General features: G+C 59.9%; 19 protein-coding genes. 17 read left to right on the top strand and 2 right to left on the bottom strand.

What is annotated here, in order from left to right; translation table 11 throughout:
* Window positions 1-42: 42 nt before the first annotated feature.
* The gene (locus EGX79_07095) at window positions 43-1,749 is read right to left on the bottom strand and encodes a hypothetical protein (GenBank protein ID AYX81967.1); all 1,707 of its coding nucleotides are present in this window, start codon (window positions 1,747-1,749) and stop codon (window positions 43-45) included.
* A gap of 296 nt (window positions 1,750-2,045) precedes the next feature.
* Between EGX79_07095 and hisD the strand changes: the two genes are divergently transcribed.
* The 5 genes from hisD to EGX79_07070 all read left to right on the top strand — a co-directional run bounded on the left by hisD (window position 2,046) and on the right by EGX79_07070 (window position 6,927).
* Window positions 2,046-3,395, top strand: a complete 1,350-nt coding sequence (gene hisD, locus EGX79_07090; protein AYX81966.1) for a histidinol dehydrogenase — start codon at window positions 2,046-2,048, stop codon at window positions 3,393-3,395.
* Window positions 3,395-4,537 carry a histidinol-phosphate transaminase gene (locus EGX79_07085; GenBank protein AYX81965.1) on the top strand — a complete coding sequence of 381 codons (1,143 nt, stop codon included), beginning with the start codon at window positions 3,395-3,397 and terminating at the stop codon, window positions 4,535-4,537. Before hisD ends, EGX79_07085 begins: the two co-directional genes overlap by 1 nt.
* A gap of 45 nt (window positions 4,538-4,582) precedes the next feature.
* Complete coding sequence (gene hisB / locus EGX79_07080) at window positions 4,583-5,221, top strand: imidazoleglycerol-phosphate dehydratase HisB (protein ID AYX81964.1); 639 nt, start codon at window positions 4,583-4,585, stop codon at window positions 5,219-5,221.
* Between the two features lie 92 nt (window positions 5,222-5,313).
* Entirely contained in the window at window positions 5,314-5,505 is a 192-nt protein-coding gene (locus EGX79_07075) for a hypothetical protein (GenBank protein ID AYX82761.1), read from the top strand.
* On the top strand, window positions 5,506-6,927 hold the full coding sequence (locus EGX79_07070; protein ID AYX81963.1) for an MFS transporter: 1,422 nt from the start codon (window positions 5,506-5,508) through the stop codon (window positions 6,925-6,927). It abuts the gene before it with no gap.
* Between the two features lie 105 nt (window positions 6,928-7,032).
* Here EGX79_07070 and EGX79_07065 read toward each other — a convergent pair whose 3' ends face one another.
* A complete protein-coding gene (locus tag EGX79_07065; GenBank protein ID AYX81962.1) occupies window positions 7,033-7,656 on the bottom strand; it encodes a protein tyrosine phosphatase in 624 nt (207 codons plus the stop codon).
* A 189-nt stretch (window positions 7,657-7,845) separates the two neighbouring features.
* Between EGX79_07065 and hisH the strand changes: the two genes are divergently transcribed.
* The 12 genes from hisH (at window position 7,846) to pyk (ending at window position 19,319) form a co-directional block, all read left to right on the top strand.
* Complete coding sequence (gene hisH / locus EGX79_07060) at window positions 7,846-8,544, top strand: imidazole glycerol phosphate synthase subunit HisH (protein AYX81961.1); 699 nt, start codon at window positions 7,846-7,848, stop codon at window positions 8,542-8,544.
* A gap of 108 nt (window positions 8,545-8,652) precedes the next feature.
* Window positions 8,653-9,426 (top strand): bifunctional 1-(5-phosphoribosyl)-5-((5-phosphoribosylamino)methylideneamino)imidazole-4-carboxamide isomerase/phosphoribosylanthranilate isomerase PriA, encoded by a 774-nt coding sequence (priA, locus tag EGX79_07055; protein AYX81960.1) that lies wholly within the window; start codon window positions 8,653-8,655, stop codon window positions 9,424-9,426.
* Between the two features lie 103 nt (window positions 9,427-9,529).
* The gene (locus EGX79_07050) at window positions 9,530-10,342 is read left to right on the top strand and encodes an inositol monophosphatase (GenBank protein ID AYX81959.1); all 813 of its coding nucleotides are present in this window, start codon (window positions 9,530-9,532) and stop codon (window positions 10,340-10,342) included.
* A gap of 83 nt (window positions 10,343-10,425) precedes the next feature.
* On the top strand, window positions 10,426-11,202 hold the full coding sequence (gene hisF / locus EGX79_07045) for an imidazole glycerol phosphate synthase subunit HisF (GenBank protein AYX81958.1): 777 nt from the start codon (window positions 10,426-10,428) through the stop codon (window positions 11,200-11,202).
* Entirely contained in the window at window positions 11,199-11,597 is a 399-nt protein-coding gene (hisI, locus tag EGX79_07040) for a phosphoribosyl-AMP cyclohydrolase (protein AYX81957.1), read from the top strand. Before hisF ends, hisI begins: the two co-directional genes overlap by 4 nt.
* Window positions 11,598-11,708: 111 nt before the next feature.
* Window positions 11,709-13,253, top strand: coding sequence for an anthranilate synthase component I (locus EGX79_07035; GenBank protein ID AYX81956.1), 1,545 nt, complete (start codon window positions 11,709-11,711; stop codon window positions 13,251-13,253).
* Between the two features lie 7 nt (window positions 13,254-13,260).
* A complete protein-coding gene (locus EGX79_07030) occupies window positions 13,261-13,911 on the top strand; it encodes a TIGR02234 family membrane protein (GenBank protein AYX81955.1) in 651 nt (216 codons plus the stop codon).
* Window positions 13,912-13,915: 4 nt separating this feature from the next.
* A complete protein-coding gene (gene trpC, locus EGX79_07025; GenBank protein ID AYX81954.1) occupies window positions 13,916-14,722 on the top strand; it encodes an indole-3-glycerol phosphate synthase TrpC in 807 nt (268 codons plus the stop codon).
* Window positions 14,723-14,869: 147 nt separating this feature from the next.
* Window positions 14,870-16,159 (top strand): tryptophan synthase subunit beta, encoded by a 1,290-nt coding sequence (gene trpB, locus EGX79_07020; GenBank protein ID AYX81953.1) that lies wholly within the window; start codon window positions 14,870-14,872, stop codon window positions 16,157-16,159.
* Window positions 16,160-16,939 carry a tryptophan synthase subunit alpha gene (locus EGX79_07015; protein AYX81952.1) on the top strand — a complete coding sequence of 260 codons (780 nt, stop codon included), beginning with the start codon at window positions 16,160-16,162 and terminating at the stop codon, window positions 16,937-16,939.
* Between the two features lie 7 nt (window positions 16,940-16,946).
* The gene (locus EGX79_07010; protein ID AYX81951.1) at window positions 16,947-17,870 is read left to right on the top strand and encodes a prolipoprotein diacylglyceryl transferase; all 924 of its coding nucleotides are present in this window, start codon (window positions 16,947-16,949) and stop codon (window positions 17,868-17,870) included.
* A 33-nt stretch (window positions 17,871-17,903) separates the two neighbouring features.
* The gene (pyk, locus tag EGX79_07005) at window positions 17,904-19,319 is read left to right on the top strand and encodes a pyruvate kinase (GenBank protein ID AYX81950.1); all 1,416 of its coding nucleotides are present in this window, start codon (window positions 17,904-17,906) and stop codon (window positions 19,317-19,319) included.
* Window positions 19,320-19,357 lie beyond the last annotated feature (38 nt).

The raw sequence follows: 19,357 nt of genomic DNA, 5'->3' as shown, positions 1-19,357 counted from the left end.
AAAACTGCTTTGTTTTTCAGACCTGTGCAGTCGGGTGCGCTGTTAAGCCGGGTTTGAAAAGCTACGCATTAGTCCACGAACTTCATCGCGCACCGGGTGATCCGGGCCGACTAGGTCGCCGATGCGAACCGCGAACCGGCGGGCGCGTTCCTCATTGTTATCACTAGCAGCAGCACGCACCGCGATGGTCAGTGTGCGGGCGGCGTCGGCAGGGGCGTGGGCTTCTAAGAAAAGCTCGGCAGCTTCGTCGGCGTACTTGTACACGCCGTCGTTGTCCCACACAGACCAGCACAACAGCGCCTGTGCTTCATGCCACTTGGCCGATTCCCAGGACCCAACCACGTAGCCACGTGAGCGTTCCATCAGGTGGTCAGTCAGTTCACTTGTAGCGCCCACGTTACTGAGTGATAGTGCGGCATCCATCAGAGTTTCCGCAGGCGAAATCGGGGACGAGTATCCGGCACGAATATCGGCCAGTGCGTCGAAGAGTACTGCGGCATGCTCAGTATTGCCCTCTTGGACTGCCGATTCCGCCGCAATGGCACAGGAAAAATCAGTACGTGCGGAATCCTGGGTAGGCTCAGACCACTTTGCAACCGACTCCGCTTCCTGGCCGGCATGGTGGAAATCTCCGAGCTCGTACAGTGCCGTTGCCTTCAGCAGCGCGATTTCCATGGTGACTTCACAGTTGGGGTAGTCTGCCGACACATCCTGGGCGCGCTGAGTTAGCTTCAGCATCTCCCCGGCATCGGGCTTGTTGTGTGCCACCTCGAAGTTGATGTCTGCCATCTCACGAACCGCGAGAATATAGTCAGTGTCCAGTCTGTGCTGGTCCGCGACTGCCACGTTGTTTGACAGCATTCGGAACGCGGTATCGCTATTACCTGTCTCTATCGAGTACCGTGCCAAATTCTGCCTCAGCTCAAGGCCCGCGATTACGGAGCGGTTACCGATTGCATTGAGCTGTGAGGCGCAAAGTCGCGCTGCGTCGACGACTTTCCCGGCTCGGTGCAGCAGTGATGCCTCCGTCAGAGTCTTCGCCAGCGCAATCGACTCAAACTTATCCTCATTTGGCAGTGCACGAATCATCTCGTGCAGCTCCCGTGCCAAGTCCTCGCGGTTGACCTTTCGCAGGGCGCTTGCAATCCGAATCAGCGCGTCAGTCAGTGCCGCCCGCTTCTTCCACTGGCGTGGGCTAAACGGCTCCTCCGCTTCTTCGCTTGCCGACGATTCCTGCGGCCGCGGCCCATCCGCATCCGTGGTCACCGCGCTGTGACTGCTGGTTGGGGCATCCAGATCGTCGGCAAGCACGAGTGCCCGGTACGAGGTGATCTCCCTGCTCATGCGTGCGATGAGTGGGATTTCGGTCTCTGCGGCAGCAGAGGTGGGGCCATCGGCGATAAAGGTGGTGTAGCGGCGGGCTTCATCCGCCGCTAGCCGTGCCCGGGCGCGCCAGTACTCCGGGACGTTGTCGTTATCGGATGCCCATACCATCCAGTTCAGGGCGGCATCGTGCGCAGCCGTCATCATGCCGAGCGATTCGGTGACCTCGCGGACTATGCGGTAAAACGCGCCGACGTGTTCGGTAACGCCGTGGGCTTCCGGGTCAGAAAAGAGCTGTGGGTTGTAGAAATGATGCGCGAAAACTGATTCCAGTTGGCGCGTGGCCAGGGAATTGTCGGCTGCGGTCGCGTCTGCATAGGCTGCGACGAGCTCCGGCAAATCCGGGCTGTTTCCTTCCTGGTTCAACAGCTGACCTTTCTACGACTGGTTACTACTTTCCTTAACACTGTAATGGGTCACTGTGGCGGAGCTAACTTGCGCCACAGTATGAGGGGTTAAATGGGGCAATCGGTATGAACCTAACGTGAGAAAGATATGCTTAGTTCATACTCAAGGGTGCCTTTAAGGGCGAATAGTAGCGAAAACCGTGGATAAAGTCTTTGGCTTTGACCCAGATTTTCAATACTTTGTTGTCATTTCTTTGTCACTCTGAAGTGCTCACGTATGAATCCATCGTGCGAATAGGCGGTTACTAATTAATTATGTTGTCCACTATTGATCTTCGCGGTCAGACTCCCACCACCGCCACTCTGCGTCGAGTGTTGCCGCGTGGTGCGGCAGACGTTGATTCGATGATTCCCACGGTCAAGCCCGTTGTCGATGACGTGGCAGTCCGTGGTGTGGAAGCGGCGATGGAGTACTCCGAGAAGTTTGACCGTATTCGTCCGGCATCCATGCGCGTTCCAGCGGAGGTTATCGATGCCGCGGAAGCTGCGCTGGAAGACGATGTCCGCTCTGCTCTGCAGGAGTCCATCGGGCGCGTGCGCGCGTTCCACGCTGCTCAGAAGCCGAATGATAAGACTGTTGAAATTCTGCCCGGCGGCATTGTCCGCGAGAAGTGGATTCCGGTTTCGCGCGTCGGTCTTTACGTCCCCGGGGGCAACGCCGTCTACCCGTCGTCCGTATTGATGAACGTCATCCCAGCTCAGGAAGCTGGTGTGGAGTCCCTCGTCGTCGCCTCTCCGCCGCAGGCCGACAACGACGGCTGGCCGCACCCGACCATCCTGGCTGCCTGCAAGCTGCTTGGCGTGACCGAGGTGTGGGCCGTCGGTGGTGCACAGGCCGTCGCACTGCTCGCATACGGCGATGAAAACGAGAGCCTCGAGCCGGTCGACATGGTCACCGGTCCGGGCAACATCTTCGTTACCGCCGCCAAACGCCTGTGCCGCTCGGTCGTCGGTATCGACGCCGAAGCTGGCCCGACCGAAATTGCCATTCTCGCAGATAACACCGCTGATCCTGTCTCCGTCGCCTACGACCTGATTTCCCAGGCTGAGCACGACGTCATGGCCGCCAGCGTGCTTATCACCGACGACGCCGATTTCGCCGCCACCGTCGACCGCGAGGTCGAAAACCGCTACGAGGTCACCATGAACGCCGACCGCGTTCGCGAGGCGCTCACCGGCGATCAGTCTGGCATCGTGCTTGTCGACGACATGAATATCGGCATCCAGGTTGCAGATGCCTACGCCGCTGAGCACCTGGAGATCCACACCGAAAACGCGCAGGCCGATGCCGAACGCATTACCAATGCCGGCGCAATCTTCATCGGTCGCTTCTCGCCGGTGCCACTGGGCGATTACTCGGCCGGCTCTAACCACGTGTTGCCGACCTCCGGCACCGCCCGCCACGCCTCGGGCCTGTCAACGCACACCTTCCTCAAGTCGGTCCACATGATTGACTACAACGAGGCCGCGTTGAAGGAAGTTGCCGACAGCGTAGTAGTCCTGGCCAACGAAGAACGACTGCCAGCGCACGGCGAGGCCATCCGTGCCCGCTTTGAGACGCTTCTCGGCTCCGAGGACAATGGCGCAGAAAAGGGGAACAACTAATGAGCAACCAGCCTGAGAATCAGCCACAGCCGTCGGTAGCCAAGTTGGCGCTGGCAGATTTGCCACTGCGCGACGAACTGCGCGGCGAGGAAGCCTACGGTGCCCCGCAGCTCGACGTCGATGTTCGCCTGAACACCAACGAAAACCCGTACCCGCCATCCGATGACCTCATCGCCGACCTGGTGGCGCAAGTGGAGAAGGTCGCCTCTGACCTCAACCGCTACCCGGACCGTGACGCAGTAGCACTGCGCAGCGCACTCGCCGATTATGTCACCCGCCAGACCGGCGTGGACATCACCGTCGACCAGGTATGGGCCGCCAACGGCTCCAATGAGATTCTCCAGCAGCTGCTGCAGGCATTTGGCGGGCCGGGGCGCAGCGCAATGGGCTTTGTGCCCAGCTACTCGATGCACCCGATCCTCTCGTCCGGCACGCAGACGGAGTTCATCGGCATCGCCCGCGACCCGGAGACCTTCGACATCGACATGGATAGTGCGCTCGCGGCCATTGCCGAGCACCGTCCTGACGTCATCTTCATCACGACTCCGAACAACCCGACTGGCAATCTGACCACGCTCGCTGACCTGCGCCGCATTATTGAAGCCGCGCCGGGCATCGTCATTGTCGATGAGGCCTACGCCGAGTTCACTGAGGAGCCGTCGGCGACAACGCTGCTGGCTGAGTTCCCGTCGAAGCTGGTTGTCTCCCGTACGATGAGCAAGGCTTTCGACTTCGCCGGAGGCCGCCTCGGCTACTTCGTTGCTAACCCGGCATTTATTGATGCTGTGATGCTCGTACGTCTGCCATACCACCTGTCGACGTTGACGCAGGCCGCTGCCACGGTTGCACTTCGCCACTCGGATGCGACGCTGTCGACCGTCGCAAAGCTTGCCGACGAGCGTGATCGCGTCGTAGCCGCCCTGAACAGCTATGGCTACGACGTGATTGACTCGTACTCCAACTTCGTATTCTTCGGTCGTTTCGCCGATGCCGCGACGGCATGGCAGAGCTTCTTGGATGAGGGAGTACTCATCCGCGATGTTGGCGTGCCCGGTCGTCTCCGTGCCACTATTGGTCTGCCCAGCGAAAATGATGCGCTGCTGGCGGCGGCCAAGAAATTGGCAGCGACCGCGCTGGCTTAAGCGAAATGCTGCCGGTACATCCCACTACAAGGAGAGATCTGACTTATGCACTTCAGTGATAAGGACCATCTGGAGGCAGAGCGCACTGAGCGCGTTGGCCGTGTCGAGCGCGCCACCCGCGAATCGAGCATCGTCTGCTCGGTGAATCTCGATGGCACCGGCAAGACCGATATTTCGACCGGTCTGCCGTTCTTCGACCACATGTTGACCGCTTTCGGCTCCCACGGCAGCTTCGACCTGACTGTGCACGCCAACGGCGACACCGAGGTCGATGCGCACCACACGGTGGAGGATACCGGCATTGTGATGGGGCAGGCCTTCGCCCAGGCGTTGGGGGACAAGTCTGGTATTCGTCGCTTTGGTGACTGCTATATCCCGATGGATGAAACGCTGGCACACGCAGTGGTTGATGTGTCTGGTCGCCCGTACTTCGTTGGCACTGGCGAACCAGAGCAGATGTTGACTGCCGTCATTGGTGGTCACTACGCAACGGTTATCAACGAGCATTTCTTTGAGTCCTTCGCCCTAAATGCCCGTATTGCGCTGCATGTTCGCTGTCTCTACGGGCGCGATCCGCACCACATCACCGAGGCTGAGTACAAGGCTGTGGCCCGTGCCCTGCGTGCTGCCGTCGAGGACGACCCGCGCGTCCACGGTGTGCCGTCGACCAAGGGCACTCTGTAGGTCGCAGCTGAAGTAGACGGCCACTGTAGGAAACCGGAAAATCCGCCTTAGCTGGCATTTTAGGGGAATCGATGGTAACAACGTCTGTAGACGTGCTTTTAGCGCAGGTGTCTACCGCATCGACGCTGAGCACTTATTTTTTGTTCATTGTCGCTGGTCTGCTGGTGGGCGGAACATGGTCACTCTATAAATCCGGATCGAGGGTCGGAACAATTGTCCTTGGTCTCTTATCTGTGATCGCGCTCGCCGGCGCAATTTTGTGGTTGATAGGAGTGATGGAGTAAATGGCGTCCCGGGTGATGGACCGCAGGCAGTTGGACGAACTGGACAGCATGTGGAAAGCGCCCGGACTAGTACCTACGCTAGTCGCCGTGATGGCCGCCTTCGGTGGCTGGTCACTCCTCATGCCTGTCATTCCGCAGGCAATTCTTGACGATGGCGGTGGAACCTCGCTCGCCGGTGCCTACACCGGTGTTTTTATGGCCGCTACCGTTCTCACACAGACGCAGACTCCACGTATGTGTCGCCGTCTTGGCTACGGCATGACCATGCTGATTTCAGGTCTGTTTCTGGGCTTGCCGACGATTCTGCACATCTTTGGCACCGATGCTGCTTTGGTGCTCATCATTGCGGTTCTCCGCGGTATGGGCTTCGGTGCGTTGACTGTCGCCGAGTCCGCATTGATTGCCGAGCTAGTGCCAATGAAATTTCTGGGTAAGGCCTCTGGCGTTCTCGGTGTGGCAGTTGGTTTATCTGAGCTCATTTTCTTGCCACTAGGACTAATCATTGCGGACAAGACGGGTTCTTACACCCCTGTTTATGTCTTGGGCGCCGTCATCTCGCTTGTCGGTTCGTTGATGGCACTCTTTATCCCGAAGATTAAGCCAGCGCCGAAGGAGGGCAAGGGCGGCAAGGAAGACGTCGGCGATCCTGTGCCCGGATCTGCAGCAACTCAGCCGAGCCCCGTTGAGCACGTTGCCACATGGAAGCTGGTGGCCATTCCCGCGCTCGCAATTTGCACGATTGCGATGGGCTTTGGTGGTATTTCCGCATTCCTTGCCCCGGCAGCTCGCGAAATCGATCTGGTCTCCGGTGCGGTTGTGGCTGGCCTGTCGCTGTCTGTTCTCGGTGGCGCGCAGATGGTGTTCCGTTATTTCGCAGGAATCTACGCCGACCGGAAGTCGGAGGCTGGAATTCTGCTGATTCCGGCATTGATCAGTGGTTTTATTGGTCTGCTGATGATGTCCGGCGTGGTTCTCTTTGATTTGTCGGCCTGGCTGCTGCTGGTTGCGGCCGTTTTCTACGGCGCGGGCTTCGGCATAGTGCAAAATGAGGCTCTGCTGCTGATGTTTGCCCGCCTGCCGCGTGACCGTACTGCTGAGGCCAGTGCCTTCTGGAACATGTCCTTTGACTCGGGCACTGGTATCGGCTCGTTCGTTCTGGGAGCCGTAGCCGCGGCTGCACTCCGTCCGTACCCGGCTGTCTTTGCCTTTGCGGCAGCTCTGCTGGCAGTTGGCCTCATTGGTGCGGTGCTCGACCGAATCATCGGAAAGCACCGCGTGGCGGAGTACCAGAACACCCGCGCTACGCTGCGTCGTCTGGGGGATGCCGTGAAGCGTCGTACGCCGGAGGCCGCTGTGCGTGTTGCCCGCCCGGCAAAGAATGCAGTGACGCGTTTGACGGTTCGGGACCGCAAGAAGAAGTAACTACATACAAAGAGACGTTTGAAAAAGAGTGGCTGCGCAAGTTCTTGCGCAGCCACTCTTTTGGTTATTAGATGCAACCCCCGGTGTGGGGTCAGCCGTGCCTGTTTATGCGACGGCGACGTCCATCTCGGTGAAGAGAGCCCGCAGGCGGGTTTCGATATCGTCGATAAGCGACTGCAGCTCATCGTCTGTGAGACTGTCCGGATCTGCGACATCCCATTCCACGTAGCGGTCGCCGGGGACTGCTGGTGTCTCGTCGATGCCCATGAGCACGACAACATCGGCGCGGTGGGAAACGCGGGGAGTAATCGCCTTTTGGGTGAGGCGTGAGGTGTCCACGCCACGGTCGTGAAGAGCCGCGACGACGCGAGGGTTCAGGCCATCCTCTGGATTGAGGCCGATAGTGCGGATAAAGACTTCGTCACCAACCAGGTGGTAGGCCAGGGCAGTGGCAATCTGGCTACGGCCGGAACCGCGACTATCGGCAAAGAGAATCTCTTGGCGCGGGGCGAAGTCCTTGCATCCGCTCGCGGCCTTGATGCGTTCGGTGGCCTCGCGTTCGGCGAGGACGGGGAGGAAGTTAGTCACCTTCGCAGAGTTGGACAGCTCTGCAATGACATCGTCGAGGATGGAATCGATGGTCGCAGCATCGCAGGCTGCACCGTAGAGCCGGTGAAGGTCCTCGCGGACAATGGCAAATGATTTACTAAGAACGGATGCGGTAGTCATGGCGTCGGAGCCTCTCTGTGAAAAAGTAATCAGGGGTATTAGGGATAAATCAATAACTTAGTTAACCTGTTGTTAACCTTGAGTTTACCAAAGTATTCGGTAGTTGTATACCAGTGCTTCTGCCTATCCAGGCAGTTTTCTTGGGGTAAGTGGCAAACATCGATTCCCAGCGCCTTAAAATGTCCAACTATGGAACAAGTCTCACCTTCGACGAAGACCCCGACCGTTGCCATCCTTGATTACGGCTCCGGTAATTTGCGTTCAGCTGAGCGCGCTGTGGCCACCACGGGTGCCGAGGTTATTGTGACCGCCGATCCGAAGACCGTGATGGAGGCCGATGGTCTGCTCGTTCCCGGCGTCGGCGCCTATGCCGCATGCATGGAGGGTTTGCATCGAGTACAAGGGCCGCGCCTGATCGGCTCTCGACTCGCAGGTGGTCGACCAGTGATGGGAATCTGCGTCGGTATGCAGGTGCTCTTTGACCGCGGCGTCGAGTACGCCGACGGCATCCACGCAGCGGAGACCGACGCATCCGCAGCTGTCACCGGCACCCCGGGTTGTGGTGAATGGCCCGGTACTGTCGAGCGTCTCGAGGCGTCGATTCTGCCGCACATGGGCTGGAACACGGTTGAAGTACCGGAAGGCTCAAAGATGTTTAAGGGACTGGAAGATCAGCGTTTTTACTTCGTCCACTCCTACGGTGTGCGCAAGTGGGACCTTAATACGGATTCTCGCATCGCTCCGCCGCTGGTGACGTGGTCTGCCCACGAATCCGATCGGTTTATCGCAGCCGTGGAAAACGGTCCGCTGTGGGCCACGCAGTTCCACCCTGAGAAGTCTGGTGAAGCAGGGTTGAAGCTGCTGCAGAACTGGGTGGACACGCTGTAGTTGCCCAATCGGTAGTATCTGCCCTAACCGCACTACCTGGTAGGTGGCGGAATTTCGCCACCTAGACCACCTATACTGAGATAACTAGCAACAAGCGTCGTGGTGACTATGGCCACAACGCCCAAAGTCGAAGAGAGTAGAGCCCCCATGAGTTTGACCCTGCTGCCCGCTGTAGACGTAGCCGATGGCCAGGCTGTGCGCCTTGTTCAGGGTGCTGCTGGAACCGAGACTTCCTACGGTGCACCGCTGGAAGCTGCCATGAATTGGCAGAACGCAGGCGCTGAGTGGATCCACCTGGTCGACCTCGACGCCGCGTTTGGTCGCGGTTCGAACTACGACCTGCTTGCCGACGTTGTGGGCAAGCTCGACGTGAAGGTAGAGCTCTCCGGCGGTATCCGTGACAACGCTTCGCTCGAAGCTGCGCTGGCCACCGGCTGCGCCCGTGTCAATATTGGCACCGCCGCACTGGAGAATCCGGAGTGGTGCCGCGAGGTTATCGCCAACTACGGCGACCGTGTAGCCATTGGTCTGGATGTTCTTAACGAAGAGGGGCAGTGGCGCTTGCGCGGCCGCGGCTGGGTCTCCGACGGCGGTGACCTCTGGGAGGTGCTGGAGCGCCTGGATGCTCAGGGTGCATCCCGTTTCGTGGTGACTGACGTCTCCAAGGACGGCACCCTGCAGGGGCCGAATGTGGAACTGCTGCGCGAGGTCGCTGCTGCTACCGATGCTCCAATCGTCGCTTCCGGCGGTGTCAGCAGCCTGGACGACATTGCAGCTATTGCCACACTGGTCGATGAGGGCGTTGACTCCGCAATTGTGGGTAAGGCGCTCTACGCAGGGCGTTTCACCCTGGAAGAGGCCCTGGCAGTAGCTCGCGGCTAAAAAGAACACTTTCGTGGCCGGACCGGGGAGACGTCGTCAAGCGAAAGCGTTAACGAGCAAACGGCACCCCGGCTGAGACGGCGGATGAAGGACTTAGAAAAGTATGGATGCCCTGGAACCGCGGGCGATGCTCGCTATTGCTGAAGCGGCGCTCGATGAGGTTGAAGGCCTGTTCACGCAGCAGGTGGGCGCGGACCCGGTTGTCATGAAGCCGCGCGGAGATTTCGCGACGGAGACTGACCTGGAAATTGAGCGTCGTCTGCGCAAGCTCCTCACGCAGTATTCTGGGCTGCCCGTCTACGGCGAGGAATTCGGTGGCAAAGTCCCCGAGGAACATACCGCCTGGGTCATCGATCCGATTGACGGCACCACGAACTATTCCAACGGTTTTCCGCTGTGTGCCATGCTGCTCACACTCATGCATGAGGGGGAGCCGGTGGTTGGAATTACCTCCATGCCTCTGCTGCGCCGTCGTATCACCGCAGCTAAAGGTGGCGGAACGTTCGTCAACGGCCGTCGCGTCAACATCGACGCCGAGGCCGGCCGCCCGGTTTCGATTGCCTTCGGGTCCGTCATCGCGAGTACCGACGGCACACTCCCGCGCAAGTGGCGTCAACTGCTGCTGTCAAAGGTGGGCGAACGCTATCCGACGATCCGAATTACTGGCTCTGTCGGAGTGGACTTGGGTTCCACCGCGATGGGGGCATTCGGCGGCACCGTGACTTTCTCACCGCATGTGTGGGATAACGCAGCTGGTGTACTTCAGATTTCCGAAGCCGGTGGCGTGGTCACAGACTTGGCGGGCAATCCTTGGCGGCATGATTCCGTAGGCGTGCTGGCGGGAACTCGCGATGTTCATGCCACGCTGCGGTCGATTATTGACCAACTGGGTCGTCCGGAGACTTTCCGGAGCTAAACCGTGGGCGACGTCCCGAGCTGGGTGGTTGCGCAAACCGTCGATCCACAACTTTGAGCTAACACGAGGAGAACTTAAAAACTATGTCTCTGGCAGTACGCGTGATTCCTTGCCTGGATGTCAACAATGGGCGGGTCGTCAAGGGGGTTAACTTTGAGAATCTCCGTGATGCCGGCGATCCGGTGGAGCTGGCTCGCCGCTATGGCGAGGAGGGCGCTGATGAGCTGACCTTCCTGGATGTCACGGCTTCCAAGGATGGCCGTGGCACCATGCTCGACGTGGTGCGTCGCACCGCAAGTGAGGTCTTCATTCCGCTGACGGTCGGCGGTGGCGTGCGCAGCGTCGAGGATGTCGATCAGCTGCTCCGCGCCGGAGCTGACAAGGTCAGTGTCAATACCGCTGCGATCGCACGTCCAGAACTGCTCAGCGAGCTGTCGCGCCGCTTCGGTGCGCAGTGTGTCGTCCTGTCGGTGGATGCCCGCCGCGTTCCCGAGGGAGGCACGCCGCAGCCGTCGGGCTTCGAGGTGACGACGCACGGTGGTTCACGCTCGGCGGGGATCGACGCCGTCGAGTGGGCACGCCGCGGCGAGGAGCTCGGGGTCGGCGAGATTCTGCTGAACTCCATGGACGGCGACGGCACCAAGGACGGTTTCGACCTGGAGCTTCTGGAGAAAGTCCGCGCTGCCGTCGACGTCCCGGTGATTGCCTCTGGCGGTGCGGGCAAGGCAGAGCACTTCCCGCCAGCAGTGCGCGCCGGCGCCAACGCGGTGTTGGCCGCATCCATTTTCCACTTCGGCGAGGTCAGCATTGCTGAGGTTAAGGAAGAGATGGCCCGCGAGGGAATCGAGGTGCGCCAGTGACTGGTCTAGCCCCGGGCGCTGCAGCTCACGGCGCCGGCGACGATCCGCGTGAGTACACGCTCCCAGCAGATATCGCGAACATCGCCAAGTTCAACGCTGACGGCTTGATTCCCGCTATTGTGCAGGAGGAATCCACTGGCCGCGTGCTCATGATGGCGTGGATGGATTCCCACGCACTGGCATATACCATCGCTACCAAGCGCGGCACCTACTGGTCGCGCTCCCGGTCCGAGTACTGGATTAAGGGGCTTACTAGTGGCCATTTCCAGACCGTGACATCGCTGGCGTTGGACTGTGATGGCGATACCGTGCTGATGCAGGTAGTGCAGGACGGCGCGGCATGCCACACTGGCTCGCATAGCTGCTTTGACGTGCATCCCGTGTTCGAGGGCTAATCAGTCGATCCGGGTTGCCGAGGTGGGGAATTCGTCGTCAAGCGCGACTACCTCCGGTGAAGTCCGGGGTTAAGTGATGTGCAATCCGGGGTGCGTGGCACAATAGCGGCTATGACTCGTATCACCATGACCACGCGTGAGCGCTTTCGTGAACTGGCTGCACACCATCGGGTCGTGCCCGTGGTTCGCAAGGTTTTGGCGGACGGCGAAACGGCGCTGTCGGCCTACCGCAAGCTCGCGGCCGATCGTCCCGGCACTTTCTTGCTGGAGTCCTCCGATGTGGGGCAGTCGTGGTCGCGCTGGTCATTTATCGGTTGCGGCAGTCGCGCCGCGCTGACGGTGGATGATGCGGGGGAGGCAACCTGGATTGGCAATGCGCCGTCGGGTGCGCCAGAGGGCGGAAATCCGTTGGATGCTCTGCGTCGTACGCTGGAGCTGCTGCACACGGAACTTCCGCTTGCCGACGATGCCTCGGTGCCCAAGCTCACCTCTGGTCTTGTCGGCTACTTCGGGCATGACATTGTCCGCTACATCGAGCCACAACTGCCGGATACCACTGACAATGATTTGCAGATTCCGGAGCTCATGCAGCTGCTGGTGGAGGACCTGGCTGCTTTTGACCACCACGAGGGTGTGCTGTGGCTGATTTCCAATGCAGTCAACTGGGATGGCTCGGACGAGCGGATTGATCAGGCGTATGACACCGCCTGTGATCGTGTCAATGCGATGGTGGAGCGGTTGTCAGAGCCTTCTGATCTGCGTCCGGCGGAAGTTAGCTTCCCAGAGCCAGTGATTCGTCGCCAGCGCGCCGCCGAGGACCACATGGATCGTATTGAGCGATGCAAAGACCACATCCGAGCTGGTGATGCGTTCCAGATTGTGCTCTCGCAGCGGTTCGAGATGGACACGCAGGCCTCCGCCTTTGATATCTACCGCATCCTGCGGGTTTCCAATCCGTCGCCCTACATGTTCCTGGTCAACGTTCCAACCAAGAACTTCTCCGATACTGCTTTCCAAATTGTCGGTTCCTCCCCGGAGTCACTCGTGGCAGTCCAGGGCAGTGAGGTCATCACCAACCCCATTGCGGGCACACGGCCGCGCGGTGCCACGGTGGAGCAGGACAATGCGCTGGAAGCTGATTTGCTGGCAGACGAGAAGGAAAATAGTGAGCATTTGATGCTCGTCGATCTTGGTCGCAATGACCTCGGACGTGTCTGCCGCCCGGGCAGTGTTGTTGTGCACGACTTCCGTCATATTGAGCGCTACAGTCACGTTATGCATCTGGTCTCTACCGTCACTGGCGAGCTTTCCAGCGACGCCACGGCTGTCGACGCATTCGCGGCCACCTTCCCAGCGGGAACGCTCTCAGGTGCGCCGAAGCCTTCCGCGCTGAGCATTATCGACAAGTTCGAGGACACGCGCCGGGGTGTCTACGGCGGCACCGTTGGATACTTTGACTTCCGGGGCAATACCGATCAGGCAATTGCCATCCGCACGGGTGTGAAGAAGGGTGATACGGTCTACGTTCAGGCTGGCGGCGGAATTGTCAGTGACTCTGACCCGGCGGCAGAGGATGAAGAGACCCGCAACAAGGCCGCGGCCGTGCTGCGAGCTGTCGCGGCAGCTGAGACACTAGTCCCAGCGGAAAGGAGCTAGGTTTTCGATGAAGTCGACAACGATGCTCTCCGGTGGCCTCATTGGTGTGGCCGCGGCGGGAATGTGGTTGTGCAGCCGAAGTGCGTGGCTGACGGTCGATACTGTTGATGACAAGTCTGGTCCGGCGACCACTGATTTGGTGGGCGCTGTCTGGGCTCCAGAGTTGACGTCGATTGCACTGGCAATGGTGGCTGCGCTGTTTGCCACCACCATTTTGGGCGCACTCGGCCGCCGTATCGTCGGTGGTCTCGCGGCGGTGCTCGCAATTGCGGCGTCGTGGACTCCGATGACTTTGCTTGCCAGCGGAGAAGACGGTGTGGACTCCCAGCGGGCACTGGATTTGTTGACATCGGGAAGCGCCTCACAGCGCGCCAGTGATGCGGTGACTGTGGCAGACTGGGCGCAGATCTCAGCGATTGAAGTGCATGCGATGGGGCCAGCCCTGGCCTTGCTGTGCTGCGCATTGGCGCTGGTCGGGGCGGTATTGTTGGTGCGTCGACCGGGTACTGTGAAGAAGCAGAAGTCCAGCGCGTATGAGACCCCGGAGGTACGCCGTCAGCGTATCGCCGAGGACCTGGAGGAAGACCCACAGTCGGGTCGAGTTCTGTGGGATGCTTTGGATGCCGGTGTAGATCCTACGGATCTGGATAAGGAGTAAGGCCGTGGCTAACGTTCTGGACAAGATTATTGAGGGCGTGCGGGAAGATCTCGCTGCTCGGGAAGCCAAGATTTCCTACGGTGAAATCAAGGAGCTCTCGCTGAAGGCGCCGTCGCCGATTGATGCCGTGGCGGCACTGGCTAAGCCCGGGGTGCAGGTGATTGCAGAGGTCAAGCGTGCCTCTCCGTCGAAGGGAGAGCTGGCTGACATCCCTTCGCCGGAGGTCTTGGCGGCAGAGTACGAGCAGGGTGGCGCGGCTGTCATTTCCTGTCTGACTGAGGAGCGCCGCTTCCGCGGTTCGCTCGCCGACCTCGATGCCGTGCGCCGCGCGGTCAACATTCCAGTGCTGCGCAAGGATTTCATCGTCACTCCGTACCAGGTCCATGAGGCCCGCGCACACGGTGCCGACCTGGTGCTGCTGATGTGCTCCGCTTTGGATCAGCCGACGCTGGAATCCCTGCTGGATCGCACCGAGTCGCTTGGCATGAACGCTCTGGTTGAGGCGCACACCGAAGAAGAGGTCGAGCGCGCCGAGGCCGCTGGTGCCAAGATCCTCGGCATCAACGCCCGCAATCTAAAGACCCTCGACGTGGATCTCTCCGTGTACGAACGCCTTGCGCCGATGTTGCCGGATCATGTTGTGAAGGTGGCAGAGTCCGGTGTCAAGGGGCCGGAGGAACTGCGCTACTACGCCTCCCACGGCGCCGACGCGGTACTGGTGGGCGAGGGCCTGGTTACCGCGGGCAAGCCGGGTGAGGCTTGCCGACGTCTCGTTGCCGCCGGTGTCCACCCGACACTCCGCAGCGAGTAGTGATAGACCGCAGTTGCGATAAGCAGCTGTACCGCGCTGCGAACTGCGCCTAGTTTAGTTGCGTGTCACACCTGTTGTGCTGGCACACCACAGTTTCTTAGGCCTTATGTCCCCGCAACCGGTGGGGATAGTCCACAATAGATAACTGTGAGTGACCAAGATTTCAAGAATCATGATGCCCGCGGTGACCGCCTGCCCACGATGGGTGAGGTTATCGCGGAGACAACGAACCACGAATCAGATGCCATTGGGCACTGGGGTAAGTGGGGCGGCCAGTTTGTGCCGGAGGCGCTGATGGCCGTTATCGGTGAGGTCACCGATGGCTACGCGAAGGCCCGCGTTGATCAGGATTTTCTCGATGAGCTCGACCGGCTTCAGCGTACTTATGTCGGACGTCCCTCGCCGCTGTACTACGCGGAGAAGTTCTCCGCTGATATCGGCGCTGACGTCTGGCTCAAGCGCGAGGATTTGAATCACACCGGTAGCCACAAGATTAATAACGTCTTGGGGCAGGTTCTGCTTGCTAAGCGCATGGGCAAGAAGAACATCATTGCCGAGACCGGTGCCGGCCAGCACGGTGTCGCAACCGCGACTGCCTGTGCGCTGCTCGGCCTTAACTGCCGTATCTACATGGGCAAGGTCGACGCAATCCGCCAGCGCCTCAATATCGCCCGCATGCGCCTGCTTGGTGCCGAGGTTATCGAGGTCGAGATTGGTTCGAAGACTCTCAAGGACGCGATCAATGAGGCCATGCGTTTTTGGGTTTCACACGCCGATGACACCTACTACTGCTTCGGCACTGCAGCCGGCCCGCACCCGTTCCCAACAATGGTGCGCGACTTCCAGCGCATCATCAGCGCCGAGGCACGCCAGCAGATTCTCGCGGAGACCGGCTCGCTTCCCGACGCTGTCGTGGCCTGTGTCGGCGGCGGTTCTAATGCGATCGGCGCGTTCCACCACTTCATCGATGATGAATCGGTTCGACTGATTGGCGCTGAAGCTGGCGGTGACGGTGTTGAGACCGGTCGCCATGCAGCACCGATTTCGGCCGCCGGTAATCCGGGTGTGTTCCAGGGCTCCTTCGCAGCCCTGATGCAGAACGAGGACGGTCAGATTACAGAGTCGCACTCGATTTCCGCGGGTCTGGATTACCCGGGCGTGGGCCCGGAGCACTCTTACCTGGCTGATATTGATCGCGCGTCCTACCTGCCGGTGACCGATACCCAGGCGATGCAGGCATTCCAGGATCTGACTCGGATGGAGGGCATCCTGCCCGCTATCGAGTCCGCACACGCGGTAGCTGCCGCCCGACTCATCAGCGATGATCTGAATGAAGAGCTGGGCCGTAAGCCGCTGATTATCGTCAATGTTTCCGGTCGCGGTGACAAGGATGTCGACACCGCTGCTAAGTGGTTTGATCTGATGGAGGAGTCCTAAATGAGTCTGAGTGACGTCTTTGACAAGGTCCGTGAGGAAAACCGCGCAGCATTTATCGGCTACTACCCAGCGGGTTTCCCGACCACCGATAAGTCGATTGAGAACATCAAGGCGATTGTCGACGCTGGCGCCGACATCATCGAGGTTGGTCTGCCTTTCTCCGACCCGATGATGGATGGCCCAACTATTCAGGATGCCGCCAACGTGGCTCTGGATGCGGGCTTCCGTACCCGTGAGATTATGCGGGTGGTTCGCGAAGTCACCGAGCACGGCGGTACCTGTGTGGTCATGAGCTACTGGAATCCGATTCTCCAGTATGGTCCGGAGCGTTTCGCCGAGGACTTGGCCGCCGCTGGTGGTCGGGGCACCATTATCCCGGATCTCATCCCCGAGGAGGCCGGCCAATGGCAGCGTGCAGCTGAGGCCAATGGTCTGTCCAACATCATGTTGGTGGCCCCGTCATCGACCAACGAGCGTCTGCAGCTAACTGCCACCGCGTCGACCGGCTTCGTCTACGCCACCAGCCACATGGGTGTCACAGGTGCCCAGGCTAGCGTCGACTCGGCCGCCGGCAAGTTGGTTGCCCGCACGCGCGAGGTCACCGATACACCGGTGTGCGTCGGTTTGGGTGTCTCCAATGGGGCACAGGCCGCGGAGATTGCCGAGTTTGCGGATGGCGTAATCGTTGGCTCGGCACTGATCAAGGCCGCGATGAAGAGCACCGATGACCTGGTAACGCTCGCCCGTGAACTCGCCGCGGGCGTACGAGGAGAGAGCTAGCGCATTTATGAGTTCCACCCTTGTTCTCGCTGAAACTGCAACGACGTATCTGGCCAACATTCCCTCTCCGCCGCAGGGGGTGTGGCAGTTAGGACCGCTACCACTGCGTGGTTACGCGATTTCCATCTTGGTTGGCGTACTCGTCGGCATTTATTGGATGCAGCGCCGCTACGCGGCCAGGGGTGGAGACCCGGAGTTGGTCCACGACATTGCCATTGCGGTTATTCCTGCGGGCATTATCGGCGGCCGTCTCTACCACGTCGCCACTGACTGGGAGAAGTACTTCGGCCTCGGCGCCAATCCCGCCGATGCACTGAAAATCACCAATGGTGGCCTCGGCATCTGGGGAGCGGTGGCGCTGGGGGTGCTGGCCGCGTGGGCGGTCGCTAAGTGGCGAAAGGTGCCGTTTGCGCCAGTTCTTGACGCGGCCGCACCCGCGATCATCCTTGGACAGGCCATTGGGCGTCTGGGCAATTGGTTCAACCAGGAACTCTACGGTGGCCCAACGTCACTTCCGTGGGGCCTGGAAATTTACCAACGAGTTGATGAGTTTGGCCGGGTTGCCCCCGTCACCGGAACGTCGACAGGCGAAGTGCTGGCCGTGGTGCATCCAACGTTTCTCTACGAGATGGTGTGGAACGTCCTCGCCTGTCTGGTCATTGTGTGGGCGGACCGAAAGTTCAAGATGGGCGGAGGACGCGTCTTTGCGCTCTATGTCGCGGCCTACACTTTGGGGCGTTTCTTCATTGAACTCATGCGCGTCGATGACGCAACGCTGATATTCGGTGTGCGTATTAATAACATCACGTCGCTCGTGGTCTTTTTCTGCGCTGTCATTGCTTTGTGGATTCTGCGGTCCAAGAGCCGCGAAACCGCAGCTGAAGTCGGGGGAGAGCGCGAGGCTGCTGAAGCTCACAGTGCTTCCAACTGACGCATAGCCCGTTAAGGGACTAGGCTGGAGGCCGTGCTTAGACGAACGAAGATTGTATGTACCCTCGGTCCAGCAGTTGCTTCGCTGGAGGGGATTACCGGGCTGGTCAACGCCGGCATGGATGTTGCCCGCCTGAATTTCTCTCACGGTGAGCATGAGGACCACGCTCAGAACTACCACTGGGTGCGTGAAGCATCCGACGCTACGGGACATGCCGTCGGTATTCTCGCCGACTTGCAGGGACCAAAGATTCGCCTCGGTCGTTTTAAGGAAGGCTCGACGTATTGGGCTGACGGCGAGATTGTCCGCATCACCGTCGACGATGTCGAAGGCACGCACGACCGCGTCTCCACCACGTACAAGAATCTCGCTGACGATGCCCGTCCGGGCGATCGCCTGCTTGTCGACGATGGCAAGGTGGGCCTGGAGTGCATCGAGGTAGATGGCAACGATGTGGTGTGCCGTGTCATCGAGGGCGGTCCGGTCTCGAACAACAAGGGTGTTTCCCTGCCGGGGATGAACATCTCGGTGCCGGCTCTGTCAGAGAAGGATATCGCCGACCTGCGCTTCGCTCTGAAGCTGGGAGTCGACTTCATCGCGCTGTCCTTCGTCCGTTCGCCTTCCGACGTCGAACTGGTCCATGCGGTCATGGATGAGGTTGGCCGTCGTGTCCCGATTATCGCCAAGCTGGAGAAGCCAGAGGCAGTCGAGTCTCTCGAGGCCATCATCCTGGCTTTCGATGCCGTGATGGTCGCCCGTGGTGACCTTGGTGTTGAGGTGCCGTTGGAAGATGTTCCGCTGGTTCAGAAGCGCGCTATTCAGATTGCCCGCGAGAACGCCAAGCCGGTCATCGTCGCCACCCAGATGCTCGACTCCATGATTTCGAACTCGCGCCCGACTCGTGCGGAGGCCTCCGACGTGGCCAACGCTGTGCTCGATGGCGCAGATGCCGTGATGCTCTCGGGTGAGACCTCGGTTGGTAAGTACCCGCAGTCCACGGTTAAGACCATGGCTCGCATCGTCACCGCCGCTGAGCGCGAGGGGGAAGTTCCTGCGCTGACCCACATGCCTCGCACGAAGCGTGGTGTGATTTCCTACGCAGCTCGCGATATCGGTGAGCGCTTGAATGCCCGCGCTATGGTTGCTTTCACCACCTCGGGTGATACCGCTCGCCGTGTGGCACGCTTGCACTCTCGCCTGCCGCTGCTGGTATTCACTCCGAATCAGCAGGTTCGTTCGCAGCTTGCGCTGACGTGGGGTGCGGAGACCTTCTTGGTGCGCGAGGTTAACAGCACGGATGAGATCATGCAGGTCATCGATGAGCAGCTCTTGACCATGGAAAACTACAACGCTGGCGACACGCTGGTCGTTGTTGCTGGTACCCCTCCAGGAAATGAGGGCAATACCAACATGATTCACGTCCACGTTATTGGCGAGGACGCACGCTAGCTCTCTGGCGCGTTTGAAAAAGCCGGTAAGTCCTTTTG

The sequence above is a fragment of the Corynebacterium jeikeium genome (genome assembly GCA_003955985.1).
In the GTDB taxonomy this organism is placed as follows: domain Bacteria; phylum Actinomycetota; class Actinomycetes; order Mycobacteriales; family Mycobacteriaceae; genus Corynebacterium; species Corynebacterium jeikeium_D.
This window is presented reverse-complemented; position numbering and strand designations above follow the sequence as displayed.